Genomic DNA, 21864 nt, shown 5'->3' on the forward strand with positions numbered 1-21864 from the left:
CGTCGAGGTCGCGGAGAGTTTCATGCCCCTGACGCGTTCAGCCCTGCTCGGCCTTGCCGGCGCCAGCGTCCTTGCGGCACGACGCACGGCCGCGCAGACGGGCGCACGCATGCACCAGCGCAAGATTCCCTCCTCCGGCGAGATGCTGCCCGTCGTCGGCGTCGGCACCTGGCGCACCTTCGATGTCGGCGCCCAGCCGGCCGGCCGCGCCCCGCTGGCAGAAGTGCTGCGCCTGCTGTTCGACGCCGGCGGGTCGGTCATCGACACCTCGCCGATGTACGGGTCGGCCGAAACCGTCGTCGGCGATCTGCTGACCGCCGCCGACGCGCGCGCCAGGGCCTTCATTGCCACCAAGGTCTGGACGACGGGCCGCGACAACGGCATCGCGCAGATGCGCAACTCCCTGCGACTTCTCAAGACCGATCGCATCGACCTGATGCAGATCCACAATCTCGTCGACTGGCGCGCTCACCTGCCGACCTTGCGCGCCTGGAAGGCCGAGGGCCGTATCCGCTATCTCGGGATCACTCACTATACGCAGAGCGCCCACGACGAGCTGGAAAGCGTGATGCGGGCGGAGAAATGGGATTTCGTGCAGATCAACTACGCGCTCGACGACCGCGCGGTCGAACGCACGCTCCTGCCGCTCGCTGGGGAGCGCGGCATCGCGGTGATCGTGAACCAGCCGTTCGGCGGCGGCGGGCTCCTGCGCAAGCTGCTCAGTCGCAAGCTGCCCGACTGGGCCGGCGAGATCGGCGCCACGAGCTGGGCACAGATCCTGCTGAAGTTCGTGCTGGCAAATCCGGCCGTCACCTGTGTCATTCCCGGCACCGGCAGGCCCGAGCACATGGCGGACAATCTGCAGGCCGGCTTCGGCGCCTATCCCGACGCGGCCCTGCGCAGGAAGATGATCGACGAGATCGCCGCCTAGAGCGGCAGCTCCGTCTCGATCCATTTCGTCGCCGAGCCGTGCTTGGGCTGCCAGCCCAGTTCGCCGCGGGCGCGCCGGGCGCGGACGCGGCTGTTGGAGCCGAACGTGTAGGCCGCACTGTTCTCTCCGAGTTCCTTCGCCGCTTCTTCGAACGGCCAGGCCTGCGGCTCGCCCAGCTTCAGGCGGCGCGCGATCGCCGCGCAGATGTCGCGATAGGACGCCTCGCCGTTCTCGGCGAAGAAGAAGGAACCCGCCGGCGCCTTCTCAAGCGCCAGGCGATAGAGGTCGGCCACGTCCTCGACATGGACGTTCGACCAGATGTTCAGCCCCTGCCCGACATGGCGCACCACGCCCGATGCCTTCGCCCGCTTCGCGAGACCGGGAATCTGCGCGCTGTCGCGCGCCAGTCCAAGCCCGTTGCCGTAGATCATGGTCGGGCACACGACGATGGAGCGCACGCCGCGGCGGCTCGCGTCGCGGATGGTGCAATCGATGTCGACCCGTGCCTGCTTGCCCGGCACCGGCTCGAACGGCGTCTCCTCGTCGTAGATCTTCTCCGAGGCGACATCGCCATGGGCATCGTCGGCCACGATGCTGGAGCCGCTGGTATGCAGGAACGGCTTGTTCGAACCGGCAAGGGCCTCCAGGAACGCATCGATCGCACCGCGATGATCGCTGTTGGCGGCGTTGATCACGGCATCCGCGCGCCGGGCTTCGGCCGCGAGGATCGCGGCATCGTCGAGGCCGCCGATGATCGGCTCGACACCGAAGGCCGCGAGTTTCCTGCCCTTCTCTGCGTCGCGAACGAGGCCGCGGATCTCGTGGCCATCGTCGAGCAGGCGGGATGCGATGGTGCCGCCGATATAGCCGGTCGCACCGGTCATGAAGATCTTCATGGTCATGTCTCCTAGAGAGCCAGTGTCATCTGGGGCGACGCCTTGCGCTCTTCGCGCTGGTGCAGGTTGTGCAGCGAGACGCCCAGCAGGCGTACTTTCTTTTCGAGCGGAAAGATCGAGCGCACCAGCTCGCGCGCCGTGCGTTCCAGCAGGTCGCGGCTGTCGACACCCTCTTCGAGCGTCCTGCTGCGCGTCACGATCCTGAAGTCGGCATACTTGATCTTCACGGTCACGGTACGGCCGACGATGCCGGTGCGCTCGCAATAGGACCAGACATCTTCGAGCACCGAGGCGACGCCGTCCTCCACCGCCGCCGGCCGGTCGAGATCCTCCATGAAGGTCGTCTCCGAGCCGACCGACTTGCGCGGCCGGTTGGGCACGACGCGACGTTCGTCGTGGCCGCGCGCAATGGCGTGGTAATAGGTGCCGGAGCGACCGAAATACTGCTGCAGGAATTCCAGCGGCTGCGCCTTCAGGTCGGCGCCGGTGTGGATGCCGAGCCGGTTCATCTTTTCCGCCGTCTTCGGACCGACGCCGTGGAAAAGGCCGACCGGCAATCCCTCCACGAAGGCCGGTCCCTTTTCCGGCGGGATCACCGTCTGCCCGTTGGGCTTGCGATGATCCGAAGCGAGCTTGGCCAGGAACTTGTTGTAGGAGATGCCGGCCGAGGCGGTGAGGCCCGTTCGTTCGAGAATGCGCGTCCGGATCTCGCGGGCGATCTCCGAGGCCAGCGGCATGCCCTTGAGGTTGGTCGTGACATCGAGATAGGCCTCGTCGAGCGAGAGCGGCTCCACCAGCGGCGTGTATTCGAGGAAGATCTCGCGAATCTGGCGCGACACTTCCTTGTAGACCTCGAAGCGCGGCTTCACGAACTGCAGTTCCGGGCACAGACGCTTGGCGGTAACCGAGGGCATGGCGGAGCGCACGCCGAATTTGCGCGCCTCGTAGCTGGCCGCCATCACGACGCCGCGCTGACGCCCGCCGACCGCGACCGGCTGGCCGCGCAGCGAAGGATCGTCACGTTGCTCCACGGACGCGTAGAAGGCGTCCATGTCGACATGGATGATCTTGCGGATCTCTTCTTCCGCCATGGCCGGAGTATAGGCCGGTCCTCGAGCCAGGTCCCGTGGGGCCGGCGCCGGCGGCTCACACCGGAGGCGCGGATTGCAGGCGAAGCGTGAAGACCGCGCCGCCACCGGGCCGGTCGTCGACCGAGATGGTGCCGCCGTGAGCGGCGGCGACGCGCGTCACGATGGCAAGGCCCAGTCCGCGGCTCTCGGGCCGGGCGCGGTCGCGCCGCCAGAAGCGCTTGAAGATCGTCTCTCGCTCGGCGAGCGGCACCCCTGGACCCTCGTCCAGCACCCGAACCGTTCCGTCCGCGGCGACATCGACTTCGATCGTCCCGCCGGCGGGCGTGTGGCGAATCGCGTTTTCGACCAGGTTGCGAACCGCCCGGAACAGGGCCTCGGCGTGGCCGCGCACCCACACCGGCGCTTCGACGCCGGTCAGGGCAATCGTCTTGTCGCTGTCGACCGCGAGCGGCGCCATGAAGGCGACCGCGTCGGCACAGACGGCCTGCAGGTCGGCCTTGGAATCGCCATCCACGACGAACGCCTCGAGCTCGGCGATATCGAGGACCTGGTTCACCGTTCGCGTCATGTTGACGATATCGGCCTCCAGCGACCGACGCAGCGGCAGATCCTCCATCGTATCAACGCGGGCGCGCATGATGGCGAGCGGCGTCCGCAGCTCGTGCGCCATGTCGGCCGTGAATTCGCGTTGCGCACGGAAGCCCGCCTCCAGTCGGTCGAGCGCCTGGTTTACCGCATGGACGAGCGGAACGATTTCGCTCGGCATCGACTGCTCCGACAGGCGAATGTCGGTGGTGGTCGGGCCGATCGCCGCCGCCGTATCGGAGGCGGCGCGCACCGGCTCGAGCGCGCGGCGGAAGATCATGATGTCGATCAGCAGAAGGAGCAGGAGGATCGGGAAGGTGATCCAGGCGACCCGCGGCAGGAAAGAGGCGACGATATCGTCGATGATCACGTCGCGGTGCGCCAGATCCTGTCCGACCTGGATCCAGTAGAGTCGGTCGCCGATGGCGCGCGGCACGTTGACCCCGATGAGCACAGTGCCCTTGCTGCGGCGCCGGGAGAACGAGTCGTTGGTCAGCGGATCGTTGGCCGCCGAAAGCGGTGCATCCTCCGGACGCGAGGTGAACAGCACGTTCCCCTTCGAATCGAGAATGGCATAGGCATAGAGGGCGTATTCGCCCGAATATATAGGCCGGGCCTCGGGCGGAATATCCAGCGTGACACCACGGTCATCGGGCAGCGGATGCAGGAAGCTGGCGATCGTGAGGGCCTGGGCTCGCAACGCATCGCGATGGAGGCTGTTGGCGGCCTCGTTGAGCAGCCAGTAGAGCGCCAGCGGCATCAGGATGGACGTGACGCCGATCGCCACGACGTGCAGCGCGACGACACGGGAGATGATCGAGCGGAACCGCGTCAAGCGGGGGCCTTTTCCTCGGCGAGAAGATAACCGACGCCACGCACGGTATGGATCTTCACCGTGGCACCGCAGTCGACCAGCATCTTGCGCAGACGGTGGACATAGACCTCGACCGCGTTCGAGCCGACATCACCCGACAGGCCGAACAGCTGGTCTTCGAACAGACGCTTCGGCACGACATGGCCGCCGCGCCGCAGCAGGATTTCGAGGATCGCCGTTTCCCGTGCCGGGAAGACCCGCACCGTCCCGTCGACGAACACCTGCCGTCCCTCGGTCTCGAGCGAGACGTTGCCGAAGGTGAGCTGGCGACCGAGCAGATTGCCGGGGCGGCGCAGCAGCGCCTGGAGGCGCGCCACCAGCTCTTCCATGGCGAAGGGCTTCACGAGGTAATCGTCGGCACCGGCGCGCAGGCCGTTGACGCGGTCGCTCACCCCGTCACGGGCCGTGAGGACGAGAACCGGCGTCGAATCGCCGCGCCCGCGAATGCCCCGCAGCAGCGACAACCCATCCTGGTCGGGCAGACCGAGATCGAGCACGATGGCCGCGTAGCGCATGGCGGCCAGCGAATGCTCTGCATCCCCGGCATTGCCGACTGAATCCGCCGAGAAGCCGCTGCGCGCCAGGCCCTTGACCAGAAGGGCGACGAGCTCGGCGTTGTCCTCGACGACAAGGACTCTCATGGACGTCCGCCCTCCCCGGCGTAGTCTCGATAATCAAAAGCTTAGCACGGCCAGCATCGTCGCACCGTCATCCAGGCGGCAAGTCAGGCGCACGTAATGTGAAACGACTAGCTTCCCCGCCATGACCACTGCGCCGAAAACCTCCCCCGCCCGTCCGCGCCGCGCCCGCCTGTGGTTCGCTGGCGCCGGCATCGTAGCCCTCGCGCTCGCCGCGGTATGGACCCTCGACACCGGCCCCACCAACGCCCTCATTCGACCGGCGCTGGCCGTGGAGGGCGATGGCGCCTTCCGGCCCAGCGAGACCCAGTGGGCCGGCCTGCGCATCGCGCCGGTCGAAGCCGCCGCCTTCCGCGACGAGCGCGCGACCGACGGCAAGATCGGCATCAACGAAGACACGACGACGCCGGTCTTCTCGCCCTATTCGGGCCGGGTGACGCGCCTCATCGCCAAGCCGGGTGAGCGCGTCCAGCGCGGCGATCCCCTTTTCGCGATCGAGGCCAATGAGTTCGTGCAGGGGCAGAACGATCTCGTGAGCGCCGTCGCCGGCGTCGAAAAGTCACGTTCCAAGCTCGCGCTGGCGCAGAATTTCGAGAGGCGTCAGAAGGAACTGCTGGCGATCCGCGGCGGCTCGCTGAAGGATCTCGAACAGGCCCAGTCCGACCTCGTCGCGGCGCAGGGCGACCTGCGCTCCTCCGAGATCGCACTGGCCGCGGTGCGAAACCGCCTGCGCATCCTCGGCCGTACCGACACCGAGATCGACGCGCTGGAGAAGGTCGACCATATCGGCGCGGAGGCGATCGTGTCGGCGCCCATCGCCGGTACCGTGATCCAGCGCAAGATCGGCCTCGGGCAGTACATCAACGCCGGCGCCGCCGACCCCGTATTCAACATCGGCGACCTCTCGACGGTCTGGCTGGTCGCCAATGTTCGCGAATCCGACGCGCCGAAGATGAAGGTCGGCGCCCCGGTCGAGGTTTCCGTGCTGGCCCATCCGGGCCGCGTCTTCAACGCCAAGCTGGCCTATGTCGCACCGGCGCTCGACCCCAATACGCGCCGTCTGCCGGTCCGTGCCGAGATCGCCAACGCCGATCGCGAGCTGATGCCCGAGATGTTCGCCAGCTTCCGCATCGTGACGGGCGAGCCGACGACCAACCCGGCCGTGCCGCAGGAAGCTGTCGTCTATGAGGGCGCAAACGCCCGCGTATGGGTTGCCAATCCGCAGGACAAGTCCGTCGCGTCGCGCGCGATCGAGGTCGGGGCGACCGCGAACGGCATGGTCGAGGTCAAGAAGGGCCTCGCCCTGGGCGAGAACGTGGTGACCAGCGGCACACTCTTCATCGATCGCGCGGCCAAGCGCGACTGACGGCCCGGCGCGCGCCCGGGCGCGTCCTCCAACACATCGGCTGCCCATGCAATCCCTCGTCGCCGCCGCCCTCAAGCAGCGAATCCTCGTCGTCATCCTGAGCGTGGTGCTGTCCATCGCCGGATTGTTCGCCTACTCGCGGCTGAACATCGAGGCCTATCCCGATCCGGTGCCGCCGCTGGTCGACATCATCACGCAGAATCCCGGCCAGTCCTCCGAGGAGATCGAGCGCTACATCACCATCCCGATCGAGATCCAGATGGCCGGCCTCCCCTATGTCCAGGCCATCCGCACGGTCTCGCTGTTCGGGCTGAGCGACGTGAAGGTCCAGTTCACCTACGACGTGACGTACCAGCAGGCCTCGCAGATGGTGATCAATCGGCTGTCGCAGCTCAGCCCGATGCCCAACGGCGCGCAGCCCACCTTGTCGCCCACCAGCCCGATCGGCGAGGTCTTCCGTTACCGTATCGTCGGCCCGCCGGGCTACTCCGTGGCCGATCTCAAGACGTTGCAGGACTGGGTCCTGGAGCGGCGCCTGAAGGCGATCCCCGGCGTCGTCGACGTCACCGGCTGGGGCGGCAAGACCAAGACCTACGACATCACCGTCAATCTCGACCGGCTGCTGGCCTACGGGCTGACGCTCAAGCAGGTGCTGGACGGATTGAACAACGCCAACATCAATGTCGGCGCCAATACCGTGAACATCGGCTCGCAGTCGGCGATCGTGCGCAGTGTCGGCCAGATCCGGTCGATGGACGACATCCGCAACACCATGCTCACGGTCCGCGACGGGGCCCCGGTTCTGGTCTCCGACGTGGCCGACGTCACGGTGGGCAACCAGCCGCGGCTCGGCATCGCCGGCCAGAACGACGACGACGACATCGTGCAGGGCATCGTCCTGATGCGGCGCGGCGCGGAGACCATGCCGACCCTGAGCGGCGTGCTGGCCGAAGTCGACAAGATCAACAACGGCAACATCCTGCCGCCCGGCGTGCGCATCGAGCGCATCTACGATCGCAGCTCGCTGGTCAACATCACCACCCACACCGTCCTGCACAACATGGTCGTGGGCGTCTGCCTCATCTTCCTGATCCAGTGGCTGTTCCTGGGCGACCTGCGCAGCGCGCTGATCGTTTCCGCCACGATCCCGTTTGCGCTGCTGTTCGCCGTGGTCGTGCTGGTGCTGAGCGGCGAATCGGCCAACCTGCTGTCGATGGGCGCGATCGACTTCGGCATCATCGTCGATGCCACCGTCATCATGGTCGAGAACATCTTCCGGCATCTGTCCGAAGGCGACCACCAGACCGGATCCCAGCGCCGCGCGCCGAACGGTCTCACCGGCAAGCTGGCGACGATCTTCAACGCCTCGACCGAAGTCACCCAGGCCATCTTCTTCTCCGCCACCATCATCATCGCGGGCTTCCTGCCGCTGTTCACCCTGTCGGGCGTCGAAGGCCACATCTTCGGACCGATGGCGCGGACCTATGCCTATGCGCTGCTGGGCGGCTTGATCGCCACCTTCACCGTGTCGCCCGCGCTCTCGGCCCTGCTGCTGCCCGACAAGGTGGCGCACGCCGAGACCCGCGCCGTGCGCACCCTGCGCCGCGCCTACGAAAAGCTGCGCAACGTTGCGCTGGCCAGCCGCCGCGCCACCTTCGCCGCCGGCTTCGGCGCCCTGGTGCTGGCGGGCGCCGCCGGCAGCACGATCGGTCTCGAGTTCCTGCCCAAGCTCGAGGAAGGCAACATGTGGATCCGCGCCGTGATGCCGGCGTCGATCTCGCTCGAGGCCGGCAACGACTATGCCAACCGCATGCGCAAGCTCATCAAGAGCTTCCCCGAGGCCGAAACCGTCATCTCGCAACATGGCCGCCCCGACGACGGTACCGATTCGACCGGCTTCTTCAACGCCGAGTTCTTCGTGCCGCTGAAGCCGGTCGACCAGTGGCGCAAGGGCCTCGACAAGGAAGCCCTGATCGCGGAGATCAACGGCGCTCTCGAGAAGGCGTTTCCGGGCGTCGAGTTCACCTTCTCGCAGTACATCCAGGACAACGTCCAGGAGGCGGCCTCCGGCGTGAAGGGCGAGAACTCCGTCAAGATCTCGGGCAACGATCTCGAGACGCTGTCGAAGCTCGGCAACGAGATCAAGTCGGTGCTCGCCACTGTCCCCGGCGTCACCGATCTCGCCGTCTCCGCCTCGCTCGGCCAACCCACCATCCGCATCGACATCGATCGCGCCAAGGCCGCACGCTACGGCCTGACGCCGGGCGACATCAACGCCACCGTGCAGGCGGCAATCGGCGGCCAGGCCGCCGGTGACGTCTATGAGGACGGCAGCGACCGGCACTTCCCGATGGTCGTCCGCCTTGCCTCCCGCTATCGCCAGAGCCTGGACGCGATCAGCCGCATCCAGATCGGCGCGCAGGGCGCGAACGGCAACATCACGCAGGTGCCGCTGAGCGAGGTCGCCAAGGTCGAGCTGGTGTCCGGCGCCTACTACATCTACCGCGAGCAGCAGGAGCGCTACGTCCCGGTGAAGTTCAGCGTCCGCGGCCGCGATCTCGGCAGCACCATCATCGAGGCCCAGGAGCGCGTCGCGGAGAAGGTGAAGATCCCGGGCGGCTACCGCATCGAATGGGTCGGTGAGTTCGGCAACCTGAAGAACGCGCTGCAGCGCCTGGCCATAGCCGTGCCGATCGCGATCGGCCTGATCGGGCTGCTGCTGTACATGAGCTTCGGCTCGTTCCGCGACACGCTGCTGGCCGCGAGCGCCATTCCCATGGCGCTGACCGGCGGCATCCTCGGCCTCTGGATCACCGACATGTCGTTCAGCATCTCGGCCGCCATCGGCTTCGTGGCCCTGTTCGGCATCGCGGCGATGAACGGCATCATGGTCCTGAGCTGCTTCAACAGGCTGATCGACGACGGCCGGGACCGCGAAACGGCGCTTTACGAGACCTGCTCCCTGCAGATGCGCCCGGTGCTGATGACCTGCGTCGCCGCCGCCGTCGGGCTGCTGCCCGCCGCCTTCTCGACGGCGATCGGCAGCCAGGTCCAGCGGCCGCTCGCCATCGTCGTGGTCGGCGGCACCCTGCTGGCGCCCTTCCTCTTCCTTACCGTCCTGCCGGCCATGATCGGCCTGTTCTCGCGTCGCCGCGCCCTCGCGCCGGCGTCACATCCTCACAATACGGTCGCGGAGACGACATGATGCGACGCTCCCTCATCGCCGCCCTGCCGCTCGTCGCGGCGGGCCTGCTGGCCGGCTGCTCGGTCGGCCCCGACTTCACGTCACCGGACGGCCCGAAGACGGCCAACTATGTTCCCGACCAGAAGAGCGACCTGATCGCCGCCGGGATTCCGGGCGGCGAGGCGCAGCGCATCGTGCAGAGCATGGATATTCCCGGCCAATGGTGGGGCGTGTTCCAGTCGCCGCAGCTCAACAGCCTGATCGAGCGCTCGCTGCGCGCCAATCCCGACGTCAAGGCGGCCGTGGCCGGACTGCGCGTGGCCCAGCAGAACGCCCGCGCCCAGCGGGCGACCCTGTTCCCGACCGTCCAGGGGACCTTCAACGCCACGCAGAACCAGACACCGGACACGCTGCAGTCGGCAACGGCCAACCAGCAGCCGATCTACGGCCTGTTCGTCGCCGGCCTCCAGATCACCTATGCCCTGGACCTCTGGGGCGGCAATCGCCGCCAGATCGAATCGCTCGACGCGCTGGCCGAGGCGCAGTGCTTCCAGCTCGAAGGCACCTATCTCTCGCTCGCCTCGAACGTCGTCGCGGCCGCCATCGTCGAGGCGTCGTTGCGCGGCCAGGTCGAGGCGACCAAGCGCATCATTGCCACGCAGCGCGACACGCTCGGCATCCTGACGCGCCAGTCGGGCCTCGGCGCCATCCCCGGCGCCGACGTGGCCACCCAGCAGGCCGCGCTGGCGCAGGCCGAGTCGACCTTGCCGCCGCTCGAAAAGGCCCTGGCGCAGCAGCGCAATCTGCTGGCCACCCTGACCGGCCGGCTGCCGAGCGATCCCGTCGCCGAGCGCTTCGAGCTCACCGATCTCAAGCTTCCGTACGAGCTTCCGCTCACCCTGCCCTCGCAACTCGTCGAGCAACGGCCCGACGTTCGCGCCGCAGAGGCCAATCTGCATGCGGCCAGCGCCCAGGTCGGCGTCGCGATCGCAAACCAGCTCCCGCAGGTGACGCTGGGCTTCGGCCTCAACAGCAGCGCCTTGACGCTGGGCACGCTGTTCATGCCGGGCCTCGCCGGTGCCACCACGGGCGCCAGCGCCCTCCAGACGCTGATCGACGGCGGCGCGTTGGCCGCCAAGAAGCGGTCTGCCGTCGCAGCACTCGAGCAGGCGGACGCCCAGTACCAGTCGATCGTGCTCACGGCCTTCCGCAACGTCGCCGACACGCTGAACGCCCTCGAATACGACGCGCTGGCGCTCAAGTCGGCCGTCGAGGCGGAACGGGCGGCGGCCACCGCCCTCGCCATCGCGCGCAAGCGCCTCGAGCTCGGCGACACGACCTATGTCTTCGTGCTGATTGCCGAGCTTACCTACCAGCAGACGCTGCTCACGCGCGTGCAGGCGCAGGCCGCGCGCCTCACCAACACCGCGGCCCTCTTCCAGGCGCTGGGCGGCGGTTGGTGGAATCGCGACGGCGCCGGTCCGGGGAATGGCCGGTCGCGCTGCAAGCCGCCAGCCTCTCCCTGGTCGATCTCCTCAAACACCCAGCGCTGAACCTTTGGGCCGGGTGTCATGGCGCGCACGGCCCCCGGAAGGCGAACGCGAACGCCCCCCTCCAAGGCGGTCGTGCTGCTGCTGGCCTTCGTCCTGTCGGCCGGCGTGGGCTATGCGGACATCGCCACCGGCGACCTGCGTCTTACGGCCCTCTATCTCGTGGTCATCTTCGGGGCCTCCTGGCTTGCCGGCCGTTCGATCGGCCTGCTTGCGGCGCTGACCGCCTTCGCCTGGATGATCGGCGCCAACCCACCGCCTGACTTCATCAGCCCCCGGTTCACTTATTATGGCGTCGAAGGAATCGGCACGGCGACTGTTTTCCTGGCCTGCGCCCTCCTGGCCGACCGGCTGAGGCACAGTCTCGACCGCGAGCGGCTGCAGAATCTCAACCTCTCGCGCTACCTGCCGTCCGAGCTGGTCGACCGGCTGGCGCGTGAAGGGCTCCGGGCGGCCCGTGGCCGGCGAGCGAATGCCGCGATCCTGTTCATGGACATGCGCGACTTCACCGCCTCGGTTCAGACCATGGAACCCGACGCGCTGCTCCGCTTCCTGCAGGACTATCGCACCCGGATCTCGCGCATCGTGGAGGCGGAGGGCGGGCTCATCGACAAGTTCGTCGGCGATGGGATGCTCGCGGTGTTCGGTGCCGTGAGATCCTCGCCCGACGACGCTGCCGCCGCCATCCGATGTGGCCTCCGGCTGATCGCGGGAATCGCCGCCTGGAACGTCGAACGCGCACGACAGGGCGAGCCGCCGGTGCGGGTCGGCGTGGGTGTTCACTATGGCGAGGTCGTCATCGGCGCCATCGGTGACGAGCAGCGTCTCGAATATTCCATCGTCGGCCATGCCGTGAACGTCTGCTCGCGCATCGAGCGCCTCACCAAGAAGTACCGTTCGCCGCTGCTGGTATCGCAAGAGACGCTGGTCGAGGCAGCGCGCGGCGGCATGTCGTTCGACGGTTGGCACCAGTTCGTCGACGAGGATGTGCAGGGCATATCCGGTGAACTGCAACTCGCAGCACCGCGCAATACACATGAAGCGAAGATCGCATAGGAGATGTACTCGCAACGCTAGTGTGTCTGCGCGACTTGTGTATTAGCTGCCCCTGAAGGCATCGCCGTCAACGGCCTGCCAAGAGGGCCGCGGATGCAAACGATCATCGGCGCTGCATTACGGCAGCGCGTTCTGGTTTTGATTCTCGCGGTCCTGATGATCTGCGGCGGCTCGTTCGCCTACAAGCGCCTCAACATCGAAGCCTATCCCGACCCGGTGCCGCCGTTGGTCGACATCGTGACGCAGAACCCCGGCCAGTCCTCGGAGGAGATCGAGCGCTACATCACCGTGCCGATGGAAGTGCAGATGGCCGGACTTCCCTACGTGAAGTCCATCCGCTCCATCTCCCTGACCGGCCTCAGCGACGTGAAGGTGCAGTTCACCTACGACCTGACCTACCGCGAGGCCGCCCAGCTCGTGACCAACAGGCTGGCCCAGCTCGGTCCGCTGCCCAACGGCGCACAGCCCATCATCTCGCCGACCAGCCCGATTGGCGAGATCTTCCGCTATCGCGTGGTCGGCCCTAAAGGCTTCAGCGTCACCGAATTGAAGACGATGCAGGATTGGATCCTGCTGCGCCGGCTCAAGGCCGTGCCCGGCGTGATCGACGTCACGACCTGGGGAGGCAAGAGCAAGAGCTTCGACGTCACCGTCGATCTCGACCGGCTGCAGGCGCATGGACTCACGCTGAAACAGGTGATCGACGGGCTGACCGGCGCCAACATCAATGTCGGCGCCAACACCGTCAATCTCGGGCCGCAATCGGCGGTCGTGCGGGCCGTCGGCCAGATCCGGTCGATGGACGATATCCGCGGCACCATGCTCACGGTGCGCGATGGCTCGCCCATCCTGGTCTCGGATGTCGCCGACGTCGCCGTGGGCAACGAACCGAGGCTGGGCGTCGCCGGCCATGACGACGACGACGATGTCGTCGAGGGCATCGTTCTGATGCGGCGCGGCGCGGAGACCATGCCGACACTGCGCGCCGTCGAGCGCGAGGTCGAACGCATCAACGGCTCGAGCCTGCTGCCGCCCGGCGTGCGCATCGAGCGCATCTACGATCGCAGCGTGCTGGTCGACGTCACCACCCACACGGTGCTGCACAACATGGTGATGGGCGTCTGCCTCATCTTCCTGATCCAGTGGCTGTTCCTGGGCGACCTGCGCAGCGCGCTGATCGTCTCCGCCACCATTCCCTTCGCCCTGTTGTTCGCGGTCGTCATCATCGTGGTCAACGGCGAGTCGGCGAACCTTCTGTCGATGGGCGCGATCGACTTCGGCATCATCGTCGATGCCACCGTCATCATGGTCGAGAACATCTTCCGTCATCTCGCGGAAGCGGGTCATGCCGGCGCCACCCGATCGGTGCGCGAGGAGCCGGAAGGCCTCACCGGCAAACTGTTCACGATCTACGAAGCCTCGGGCGAAGTGACCAAGGCGATCTTCTTCTCCGCCACCATCATCATCGCGGGCTTCCTGCCGCTGTTCACGCTCTCCGGTGTCGAGGGGCGCATCTTCGGCCCGATGGCACAGACCTATGCCTACGCCCTGGCGGGCGGGCTGATCGCAACCTTCACCGTGTCGCCGGCGCTCGCCGCGCTGCTCCTGCCGGAGAAGGTTTCCGAGACCGAGACCTTCCTCGTCCGCGGAGTCCGGCGCCTGTATCGCCAGGCCTATTCGCTGGCGCTCGCCTGGCGTCACGCCATGCTGGCCGTCGGTCTGGGCGTGCTGGTTGCGGCCGGCGTCGCGGCGAGCACCGTGGGCCTCGAGTTCCTGCCCAAGCTCGAGGAAGGCAATATCTGGATGCGTGCGGCCCTGCCGCCGTCGGTCTCGCTCGACGAGGGCAACGGCTACGTCAACCGCATGCGCAAGCTCGTGAAGAGCTTCCCCGAGGTCGAGACGGTGATCTCGCAGCACGGCCGGCCCGACGATGGCACCGACCCCGACGGCTTCTCGAATGCCGAGTTCTTCGTGCCCCTGAAGCCCGCCGGCAAATGGCGCAAGGGGCTGGAGAAGCCCGAGCTGATCAGCGAGATGAGCGACGCGCTGCGCAAAGCCTTCCCCGGCGTCACGTTCGCGTTCTCGCAATACATCCAGGACAATGTGCAGGAAGCGGCTTCGGGCATCGATGCGGAGAACGCGATCAAGATCTCCGGCCCCGACCTCCTCACCCTGCGCAGGATCGCCGTCGACATCCGCCGCGTGCTGGAGGGCGTGCCCGGGATCACCGACATCCAGGTGCCGCCCCTGCTCGGCCAGCCGACCATCCGCATCGACATCGATCGCGCCAAGGCGGCGCGCTACGGCCTCTCGCCGGGCGACATCAATGCCACGATCCAGGCGGCGATCGGCGGGCAGGCGGCGGGCGATCTCTATGAGGAAGGCAGCGACCGTCGCTTCCCGCTGCTGGTGCGCCTCGCACCGCGCTACCGCCAGGACATGGACTCGATCCGCCGCATCTCGCTCGGCGCCGTCGGCCCCAACGGCAGCGTCATTCAGGTCCCGTTGAGCGAGGTCGCCACGGTCAGGCTCGACACCGGTGCCTTCTACATCTACCGCGAGCAGCAGGAGCGCTACATCCCGGTGAAGTTCAGCGTGCGCGGCCGCGATCTCGGCGGCGCGGTGCTGGAAGCCCAGCAGAAAGTGTCCGAACAGGTGCCGCTGCCGAGCGGCTACCGACTCGACTGGGCCGGCGATTTCGTCAACTTCGAGAGCGCCATTGCGCGCCTCGCGATCGCGGTGCCGATCGCCATTGGCCTGATCCTGCTGCTGCTCTATGTCAGCTTCGGCTCGTTGACCGACACGCTGCTGGCGGGCGCCGCCATGCCTCTGGCGCTGTCCGGCGGCATCCTAGCCCTGTGGGCTGCCGACATGTCGTTCAGCATCTCGGCCGCCATCGGCTTCGTGGCCCTGTTCGGCATCGCGGCGATGAACGGCATCATGCTGGTGAGCTGCTTCAACCGCCTGATCGCCACCGGCGTGGAGCGCGAACAGGCATTGCGCGAGACCTGCGAACAGCAGATGCGGCCGGTGCTGATGACCTGCGTCGCCGCCGCCGTCGGGCTGCTGCCCGCCGCCTTCTCGACGGCGATCGGCAGCCAGGTCCAGCGGCCCCTCGCCATCGTCGTGGTCGGCGGCACCCTGCTGGCGCCCTTCCTCTTCCTCACCGTCCTGCCGGCCGCGATCGCCGTCTTCTCCCGGCGCAAGTTCAAGGTGCCGACGCCGCGAGCCGGTCTGGTCACGGCCTGACGGCGCCTTGACCGCACGCCGGGCGCCCCCGAAAAGAGGTCGATGTCCTCGACAGATGAATTCATCGACCTCGCCGACCGGCGTCTGCGGGTGCGGCGCCTGACGCCGGCACGCGACGACGGGCTCGACCGCACGGTGCTGGTCTTCCTGCATGAAGGCCTGGGCTGCATCGAGATGTGGCGCGACTTCCCCCAGAGACTGTGCGACGCCACGCGCTGCGCCGGCATCGTGTACGACCGCACCGGGTATGGGCAGTCGAGCCCGTGGCCAGCCGCGCCCGGTGTCCGCTACATGGAGATCGAGGCCGACCTCGTCCTGCCGCGCCTGCTGGCCGCGCTCGGCGTCGAGGATTGCGTGCTGGTGGGCCACAGCGACGGCGGCACGATCGCGCTGAACTACGCCGCGGCGGATCCCGAACCGCTGCGGGCGGTCGTGACCCTGGCCGCGCACGCGATCAACGAACCGATCTGTGTCCAGGCGATCGCCCAGGCCCGTGAGGCCTTCGCCTCCGGCGACCTGCGCCAGAGGCTCGCGAAGTATCATGCCGATGTCGACGGCGCCTTCCACCTCTGGGCGGATGCCTGGGTCTCGCCCGGTTTCGAGCCGATGGACGCCAAGGGCAGACTGCCGGGCGTGCTCGTGCCGGTGCAGGCGATCCAGGGTGAGGACGACGAATACGGCACCGAACTGCAGCTCGGCATCATTGCCGGCAAGGTCGGCGGCTATTGCGAGACGCGGCTGGTGCCCGACTGCGGCCACAGCCCGCACCTGCAGCAGCCGGCCCAGCTCCTGTCAGAGATCACGCGCTTCGTATCGCCGCTGGCCCTGCTGGGGTGAAAGCCCACCACGGACCGACCAAAGGACTGCGGGGCTGGCGCGAGGTCCTTCGCGGCGCTTGGGATGACGGATAGGAAGTCGCCGGCTGCCTGCTATGTCAAAGCCGCTTCAGCTCGCTCGAGGCCGCCCAGTTGAACTCCGACACGGTCGGACAGCGGGCCTGGGCAAGCTGGAACTGTTCGCGGGCGCGCTGCTTGTCGCCGCGTCGCACCGCGTCCATGCCGAGGAAGAAAGCCGACGGGCACTTGCCGTTGCTGCGCTTGGCTCCGTCGTCGGATTCGGCAGCGACCTCGAGTTCACCGGCCGAGCCCTTGCCCAACAGGAAGCGCAGGATCGGACCGGGCCACTCGTCGAGGCTCTCCGTCCCGACGTCACGCGCAAGGGTGGCGCGCGCATCGCGCCGGGCACGGACCTGGGCCGCATAGCGCCACAGCAGCGGCGCCTGCTTCGACTTGAAGTCGGGACGCCCCGCCAGCGTGGCGTCGAAATCGTCCACCGACTGCGCGTAGTTGCCGAGATTGAAATCCGCCAGGCCACGGTAGAAGAGCGCCGACCGCCGCTCGCCCGGAGTCTGGGCGCCGGCCAGGGCGATATCGAGCAGGCCGAGAGCGCGCGAGAAGTCGGCGATCTGCATGTAGACCTGGGCCTGGGCCATCGTCAGGGACGGATCGCCCGGCTTGCGCTGCAGCGCACTGTCCAGGGTGCGCAAGGCCGCCGCCCGGTCGCCGCCGCCTGCCAGGCCCGGCATCGTGCTCGAAAGCACGACCTGCCAGTCGCCCGGCAGCACCTTGCCCATCTCGGCAATATCCTTCTGGCTGTCGGCCTCGCGGCCGAGGCGGCTCAACTGGAAGGCGCGGATGCTGAGATAGATCGAACGGTCGAAGGCCGAGAGCTGCGACGCTGACAGGATTTTGTTAAGCGATTCGAGGGTCGCCCCGCCGCTGCCGCCCGTCGAACCGGGGAGCGAAGGCGCGGAGGACCCACCGGATGAGAAGCCGCGGGCGCTGGGGTCCCAGGATTCGACCGCATTGCGCTGCGCCGCCGCCTCGCCCGACAGGGTGAGAAACGCTGCAAGAACCCCAAATACGTGACCGATTTGACGTCGCATGCGTCCAATCTGACACAACGACCGCAAAGCCGCATCCGCCGATTGCCTGTAGGGGTTCATGCCCCTATTTTGCCCAGCATCCGCAGAGAACCGACCTTCCAGGAGTAAAGATATGGCCGCCGCCCATCCCAATAGCTTCAAGGCTCGCAAGACACTGAAGGTCGGTAGCCGCAGCTATACCTATTTCAGCCTGAAGGCCGTCGAGAAGGAGGTCGGCGACCTGTCCCGCCTGCCCTTCTCGCTCCGCGTCCTGATGGAAAACCTGTTGCGTCACGAGGACGGCACGACCGTCAAGAAGACCGACATCGCGGCGTTCGGAGAATGGCTCAAGAACGGCGGCCGCTCGACCAAGGAAATCAACTTCCGCCCGGCCCGCGTGCTGATGCAGGACTTCACCGGCGTCCCCGCCGTGGTCGATCTCGCCGCCATGCGCGACGCCATGGGCAAGCTGGGCGGCGACGCCAAGAAGATCAACCCGCTGGTCCCGGTCGACCTCGTGATCGACCACTCGGTGATCGTCGACAATTTCGGCAATGCGAGCGCCTTCGGCGCCAACGTGAAGCTGGAATACGAACGCAACCTCGAGCGCTACCAGTTCCTGCGCTGGGGCGCGATGGCGTTCGACAATTTCCGCGTCGTGCCGCCGGGCACCGGCATCTGCCACCAGGTGAACCTCGAATACCTGGCGCAGGTGGTCTGGACCAAGAAGGAAGGCAAGGAGACGATCGCCTATCCCGACACGCTGGTCGGCACCGATTCGCACACCACGATGGTGAATGGCCTGGCCGTGCTGGGCTGGGGCGTCGGCGGCATCGAGGCCGAGGCCGCCATGCTCGGCCAGCCGCAGCCGATGGTCATTCCCGACGTCGTGGGCTTCAAGCTCACCGGCAAGCTCAAGGAAGGCGCGACCGCGACCGACCTGGTGCTCACCGTCACGCAGATGCTGCGCAAGAAGGGCGTGGTGAACAAGTTCGTCGAATTCTACGGCGACGGCCTGGCGGACCTGCCGCTGGCCAACCGCGCGACTATTGCCAACATGGCGCCCGAGTACGGCGCGACCTGCGGCTTCTTCCCGGTCGACGACATCACGCTGGGCTACCTCAAGACCACCAACCGCGGCACCGCCGCCAAGCTGGTCGAGGCCTATGCCAAGAAGCAGGGCCTGTGGCGCTCCAAGAAGTCGCCGGAACCGGTCTTCACCGACACGCTGTCGCTCGACCTGGGCGACGTCGTGCCGAGCCTCGCCGGCCCGAAGCGCCCGCAGGATCGCGTGCCGCTCACGGAAGCCGCGCACCAGTTCGTCGCGAACATGGAGAAGGAATTCGACCGCAAGGACGACGGCAAGCGCATCAAGTGCGAGGGCACCGATTATGACCTCGGCCACGGCGACGTGGTGATCGCGGCCATCACCTCCTGCACCAACACCTCGAACCCCTACGTCATGCTGGGCGCCGGCCTGATCGCGCGCAACGCGGTGAAGCTCGGCCTCAAGGTCAAGCCCTGGGTGAAGACCTCGCTGGCGCCGGGCTCGCAGGTCGTGACCGAATACTTCGAAGCCTCGGGCCTGCAGAAGGACCTGAACAAGATCGGCTTCAATCTCGTCGGCTACGGCTGCACGAGCTGCATCGGCAATTCCGGCCCGCTGCCCGACCCGGTCACCAAGGCGATCGGCGACGGCGACCTGGTCGTCAGCTCGGTCCTCTCGGGCAACCGCAACTTCGAAGGCCGCGTCAATCCGCTGACCCGCGCCAACTACCTCGCTTCGCCGATGCTGGTCGTCATCTATGCGCTGGCCGGCTCGATGAAGATCGACATCACCAAGGACCCGATCGGCATCGGCAAGGGCGGCAAGCCGGTCTATCTGAAGGACCTCTGGCCTTCCAACCTGGAGGTCTCCAAGACCGTCGACAAGTTCGTGACGGCCAAGGCCTTCAAGAAGCGCTACGCCAATGTCTTCGAGGGCGACCGGTTCTGGCGCGGCATCAAGACCAAGCCGAGCATGACCTACGCCTGGGACGACAAGTCGACCTATGTGCGCAACCCGCCCTACTTCGAGGGCATGGGCAAGACCCCGGCGGCCCTGACCAACATCACGGGCGCCCGTCCGCTCGGCCAGTTCGGCGATTCGATCACCACCGACCACATCTCGCCCGCCGGCTCGATCCGCAAGGACAGCCCCGCCGGCAAGTACCTGATGGAGGAAGGCGTCGAGGCCAAGGACTTCAACCAGTACGGCACGCGCCGCGGCAATCACGAGGTGATGATGCGCGGCACCTTCGCCAACATCCGGCTGAAGAACGAGATGGTCCCTGGCATCGAGGGTGGCTACACGCACCACTACACGACCGACCAGCCCGAGCCGATCTACGACGTGGCGATGCGCTACAAGAAGGAGCACACGCCGCAGGTCCTGATCGCCGGCAAGGAATACGGCACCGGCTCCTCGCGCGACTGGGCGGCCAAGGGCGTCAACCTGCTGGGCGTCAAGGCTGTGGTCTGCGAGACCTTCGAGCGCATCCATCGCTCGAACCTGGTCGGCATGGGCGTCCTGCCGCTGCAGTTCAAGGACGGCATGACGCGCAAGACGCTGAACCTGACCGGCCGCGAGACCTACGACGTGAGCGGCATCGACGGCGAGCTGAAGCCCGGCATGGACGTGCCGCTGACCATCCATCGCCCCGACGGCGCGTCGGAGACGATCATGCTGACCTGCCGCATCGATACCGCGGAAGAGGTCGGCTACTTCAAGAACGGTGGCGTGCTGCATTACGTGCTGCGCAACCTGGCCCACGCGGCCTGACGCCGAAGGACACGGGACCCATGGCGACGGGGCTGCCAGGCCATGCCGTCGCCATGGCCCGCAACAACATCTGGGCGAACCACCGGCTGCTCAATGCCTGCAAGGCGTTGACGCCGGAAGAGTTCGCCGCCCCGCGCACCAGCTTCTTCCCCTCGCTGCGCGCCACGCTGAACCACATCCTCTGGGTCGATGTCTATTACATCGACGCGCTGCACCGCGATCCGACGGTGCTGCAGCGCTATCACGACCCCATCCCCGACTTTCCGGACGCCGCGTCGCTCTACGCCGCCCAGATCGCCAGCGACCGCCGGCTGCTGGCCTTCTGCGAGCGCCAGACCGAGGCGAGCCTCGCCGAGGGCCTGTCGCTGCCCCGGCCCAACCGAACGCCGCCGCCCTCGAGCGTGATCTCGATCCTGGAACATCTCTTCCAGCACCAGACCCATCATCGCGGCCAGGCGCATGCGATGCTGGCCGGCACCGCCGTGAAGCCGCCGCAGCTCGATGAGTTCTTCCTGGCGGGCGAGCAGCATCTGCGGCGCGACGAGCTGCTGGCCCTGGGCCTGGAGCCGAACTGATGCGACCGCGTTCTTCCTTCGCCGGCGCGGCCATCGAGGTGAGCGACCTCGCCCGCTCCGTCGCCTTCCACCGCCTGTGGCTGCCGATGCTCGGCTTCCATCGCGTCTGGGCCAGCCCCGACCGGGTGATGTGGTCGCGCGGCTACGATCATTTCGTGATGCGCCAGGCCAAGGACGGCATTTCCTACGGCCCGGGCGCCCTGTGGCTTGCCGTGTCGGCCGAGAGCCGCGGCCAGGTGGACCAGGTGTTCGCCGAGCTGCGCGATGCCGGCGCGGAGATCATCCAGCCGCCGCAGGAACTCGACTATCTCGCCCCCGGCTACTACTCGGTGGGCTTCCGCGACCCCGACGGCGTTCCCATCGAGGTCATGCACCGCTGGGATGACCTGCCCGATGTTCCCGACGCCGAGCAGGTGCGCGTGCCCGGCCACGGCGTCAGCCTGGGCGGCTATTTCTTCAAGCCGGTTGCCGGTCAGCCGCCCTATCCGGCGCTGATCCTGCTGCACGGTTTTGCCGGCCACGCCCACAACATGGTGGGCCTGGCGCGCGCCGCCGCGGCCAACGGCTATGCCGCCCTCGCGCTGTCGCTGCGCGGCTGGCTGGGTTCGGAGGGCGAGAACGACCAGGGCCTGCGCCAGCCGCTCGATGTGCTGGCGGCGATCGACTGGCTGGCCAAGCGCCCGCTGGTGGATCGCGACCGCATCGCGCTGGTCGGCGCCTCGATGGGCGGACAGGTGGCGTTGCTCGCCGCCGCCCACAAGCCGCCGATCCGTGCCGTCGCCGCCTTCTTCGCGCCGACGGATCTGGCGCGATGGCGCGAGGCCAATCCCTACATGCGCGATTATCTCGACGATCTATGCGGTCCCGAAGGCCTGCCCGTGCGCTCGCCGATCCTGCGGGTGGCGCAGATCGATGCGCCGGTCCTGCTGCTGCACGGCGATCGCGACGAGAACGTGCCGGTCGAGCAGTCGCTCGCCATGGCCGCGGCGCTGGTCGCGCACGGCAAGGAAGCCGAGGCCGTCGTGATCCCCGGCGCCACCCACTATTTCACCGAGCAGCAGAACGCCGCCGCGCGGCGCACGCTGTTCGACTTCCTGCGTCGCCATCTCACCCGGAGCTAGCCG

Annotated in this window: 15 protein-coding genes; 10 read left to right on the forward strand and 5 right to left on the reverse strand. The window is 67.3% G+C overall.

Annotated elements, in window-relative coordinates:
- Positions 1 to 22: 22 nt before the first annotated feature.
- Entirely contained in the window at positions 23 to 931 is a 909-nt protein-coding gene (locus tag ACP15H_RS23370) for an aldo/keto reductase (RefSeq protein WP_425068528.1), read from the forward strand.
- On the opposite strand, the gene ACP15H_RS23375 is transcribed toward ACP15H_RS23370, so the two are convergent.
- The 4 genes from ACP15H_RS23375 to ACP15H_RS23390 are packed head-to-tail and all read right to left on the reverse strand — an operon-like array spanning position 928 to position 5018.
- Positions 928 to 1833: an NAD-dependent epimerase/dehydratase family protein gene (locus ACP15H_RS23375; RefSeq protein ID WP_425068529.1), complete on the reverse strand. Its 906-nt coding sequence runs from the start codon at positions 1831 to 1833 to the stop codon at positions 928 to 930. The two genes, ACP15H_RS23370 and ACP15H_RS23375, sit on opposite strands and share 4 nt — an antisense overlap.
- Before the next feature lie 5 nt (positions 1834 to 1838).
- The gene (gene dinB / locus ACP15H_RS23380; RefSeq protein ID WP_425068530.1) at positions 1839 to 2918 is read right to left on the reverse strand and encodes a DNA polymerase IV; all 1080 of its coding nucleotides are present in this window, start codon (positions 2916 to 2918) and stop codon (positions 1839 to 1841) included.
- A gap of 55 nt (positions 2919 to 2973) precedes the next feature.
- Entirely contained in the window at positions 2974 to 4338 is a 1365-nt protein-coding gene (locus ACP15H_RS23385) for an ATP-binding protein (protein ID WP_425068531.1), read from the reverse strand.
- Positions 4335 to 5018 carry a response regulator gene (locus tag ACP15H_RS23390; protein WP_425068532.1) on the reverse strand — a complete coding sequence of 228 codons (684 nt, stop codon included), beginning with the start codon at positions 5016 to 5018 and terminating at the stop codon, positions 4335 to 4337. Before ACP15H_RS23390 ends, ACP15H_RS23385 begins: the two co-directional genes overlap by 4 nt.
- 121 nt (positions 5019 to 5139) lie before the next feature.
- Here ACP15H_RS23390 and ACP15H_RS23395 point away from each other — a divergent pair, with 121 nt between their 5' ends.
- The 6 genes from ACP15H_RS23395 to ACP15H_RS23420 all read left to right on the forward strand — a co-directional run bounded on the left by ACP15H_RS23395 (position 5140) and on the right by ACP15H_RS23420 (position 16257).
- The gene (locus tag ACP15H_RS23395; protein ID WP_425068533.1) at positions 5140 to 6381 is read left to right on the forward strand and encodes an efflux RND transporter periplasmic adaptor subunit; all 1242 of its coding nucleotides are present in this window, start codon (positions 5140 to 5142) and stop codon (positions 6379 to 6381) included.
- 46 nt (positions 6382 to 6427) lie between these two features.
- On the forward strand, positions 6428 to 9586 hold the full coding sequence (locus ACP15H_RS23400) for an efflux RND transporter permease subunit (RefSeq protein ID WP_425068534.1): 3159 nt from the start codon (positions 6428 to 6430) through the stop codon (positions 9584 to 9586).
- Positions 9583 to 11118 carry an efflux transporter outer membrane subunit gene (locus ACP15H_RS23405; RefSeq protein ID WP_425068535.1) on the forward strand — a complete coding sequence of 512 codons (1536 nt, stop codon included), beginning with the start codon at positions 9583 to 9585 and terminating at the stop codon, positions 11116 to 11118. Before ACP15H_RS23400 ends, ACP15H_RS23405 begins: the two co-directional genes overlap by 4 nt.
- 18 nt (positions 11119 to 11136) lie before the next feature.
- Positions 11137 to 12171 carry an adenylate/guanylate cyclase domain-containing protein gene (locus ACP15H_RS23410; RefSeq protein WP_425068536.1) on the forward strand — a complete coding sequence of 345 codons (1035 nt, stop codon included), beginning with the start codon at positions 11137 to 11139 and terminating at the stop codon, positions 12169 to 12171.
- A gap of 93 nt (positions 12172 to 12264) precedes the next feature.
- A complete protein-coding gene (locus tag ACP15H_RS23415) occupies positions 12265 to 15420 on the forward strand; it encodes an efflux RND transporter permease subunit (RefSeq protein WP_425068537.1) in 3156 nt (1051 codons plus the stop codon).
- A 42-nt stretch (positions 15421 to 15462) separates the two neighbouring features.
- Positions 15463 to 16257 carry an alpha/beta fold hydrolase gene (locus ACP15H_RS23420; protein ID WP_425068538.1) on the forward strand — a complete coding sequence of 265 codons (795 nt, stop codon included), beginning with the start codon at positions 15463 to 15465 and terminating at the stop codon, positions 16255 to 16257.
- Between the two features lie 97 nt (positions 16258 to 16354).
- Here the strand turns inward: ACP15H_RS23420 and ACP15H_RS23425 are convergent, their stop codons facing one another.
- Complete coding sequence (locus ACP15H_RS23425) at positions 16355 to 17365, reverse strand: tetratricopeptide repeat protein (protein ID WP_425068539.1); 1011 nt, start codon at positions 17363 to 17365, stop codon at positions 16355 to 16357.
- Positions 17366 to 17477: 112 nt separating this feature from the next.
- Between ACP15H_RS23425 and acnA the strand changes: the two genes are divergently transcribed.
- Genes acnA through ACP15H_RS23440 form a run of 3 tightly spaced genes read left to right on the forward strand, consistent with a single transcriptional unit; the run spans position 17478 to position 21861 of the window.
- Complete coding sequence (gene acnA, locus ACP15H_RS23430; RefSeq protein ID WP_425068540.1) at positions 17478 to 20165, forward strand: aconitate hydratase AcnA; 2688 nt, start codon at positions 17478 to 17480, stop codon at positions 20163 to 20165.
- A gap of 20 nt (positions 20166 to 20185) precedes the next feature.
- Positions 20186 to 20740 carry a DinB family protein gene (locus ACP15H_RS23435; RefSeq protein WP_425068541.1) on the forward strand — a complete coding sequence of 185 codons (555 nt, stop codon included), beginning with the start codon at positions 20186 to 20188 and terminating at the stop codon, positions 20738 to 20740.
- Positions 20740 to 21861 carry an alpha/beta fold hydrolase gene (locus tag ACP15H_RS23440; RefSeq protein ID WP_425068542.1) on the forward strand — a complete coding sequence of 374 codons (1122 nt, stop codon included), beginning with the start codon at positions 20740 to 20742 and terminating at the stop codon, positions 21859 to 21861. Before ACP15H_RS23435 ends, ACP15H_RS23440 begins: the two co-directional genes overlap by 1 nt.
- Positions 21862 to 21864 lie beyond the last annotated feature (3 nt).

Source organism: Reyranella sp. (genome assembly GCF_965249915.1).
Lineage (GTDB): Bacteria > Pseudomonadota > Alphaproteobacteria > Reyranellales > Reyranellaceae > Reyranella.

Coding starts and splice junctions, on each gene's coding strand:
- ACP15H_RS23370 (WP_425068528.1), top strand. CDS start 23: ATGCCCCTGACGCGTTCAGCCCTGCTCGGCCTTGCCGGCGCCAGCGTC.
- ACP15H_RS23415 (WP_425068537.1), top strand. CDS start 12,265: ATGCAAACGATCATCGGCGCTGCATTACGGCAGCGCGTTCTGGTTTTG.
- acnA (WP_425068540.1), top strand. CDS start 17,478: ATGGCCGCCGCCCATCCCAATAGCTTCAAGGCTCGCAAGACACTGAAG.
- ACP15H_RS23420 (WP_425068538.1), top strand. CDS start 15,463: ATGTCCTCGACAGATGAATTCATCGACCTCGCCGACCGGCGTCTGCGG.
- ACP15H_RS23395 (WP_425068533.1), top strand. CDS start 5,140: ATGACCACTGCGCCGAAAACCTCCCCCGCCCGTCCGCGCCGCGCCCGC.
- dinB (WP_425068530.1), bottom strand. CDS start 2,918: ATGGCGGAAGAAGAGATCCGCAAGATCATCCATGTCGACATGGACGCC.
- ACP15H_RS23375 (WP_425068529.1), bottom strand. CDS start 1,833: ATGACCATGAAGATCTTCATGACCGGTGCGACCGGCTATATCGGCGGC.
- ACP15H_RS23425 (WP_425068539.1), bottom strand. CDS start 17,365: ATGCGACGTCAAATCGGTCACGTATTTGGGGTTCTTGCAGCGTTTCTC.
- ACP15H_RS23405 (WP_425068535.1), top strand. CDS start 9,583: ATGATGCGACGCTCCCTCATCGCCGCCCTGCCGCTCGTCGCGGCGGGC.
- ACP15H_RS23390 (WP_425068532.1), bottom strand. CDS start 5,018: ATGAGAGTCCTTGTCGTCGAGGACAACGCCGAGCTCGTCGCCCTTCTG.
- ACP15H_RS23410 (WP_425068536.1), top strand. CDS start 11,137: ATGGCGCGCACGGCCCCCGGAAGGCGAACGCGAACGCCCCCCTCCAAG.
- ACP15H_RS23440 (WP_425068542.1), top strand. CDS start 20,740: ATGCGACCGCGTTCTTCCTTCGCCGGCGCGGCCATCGAGGTGAGCGAC.
- ACP15H_RS23435 (WP_425068541.1), top strand. CDS start 20,186: ATGGCGACGGGGCTGCCAGGCCATGCCGTCGCCATGGCCCGCAACAAC.
- ACP15H_RS23400 (WP_425068534.1), top strand. CDS start 6,428: ATGCAATCCCTCGTCGCCGCCGCCCTCAAGCAGCGAATCCTCGTCGTC.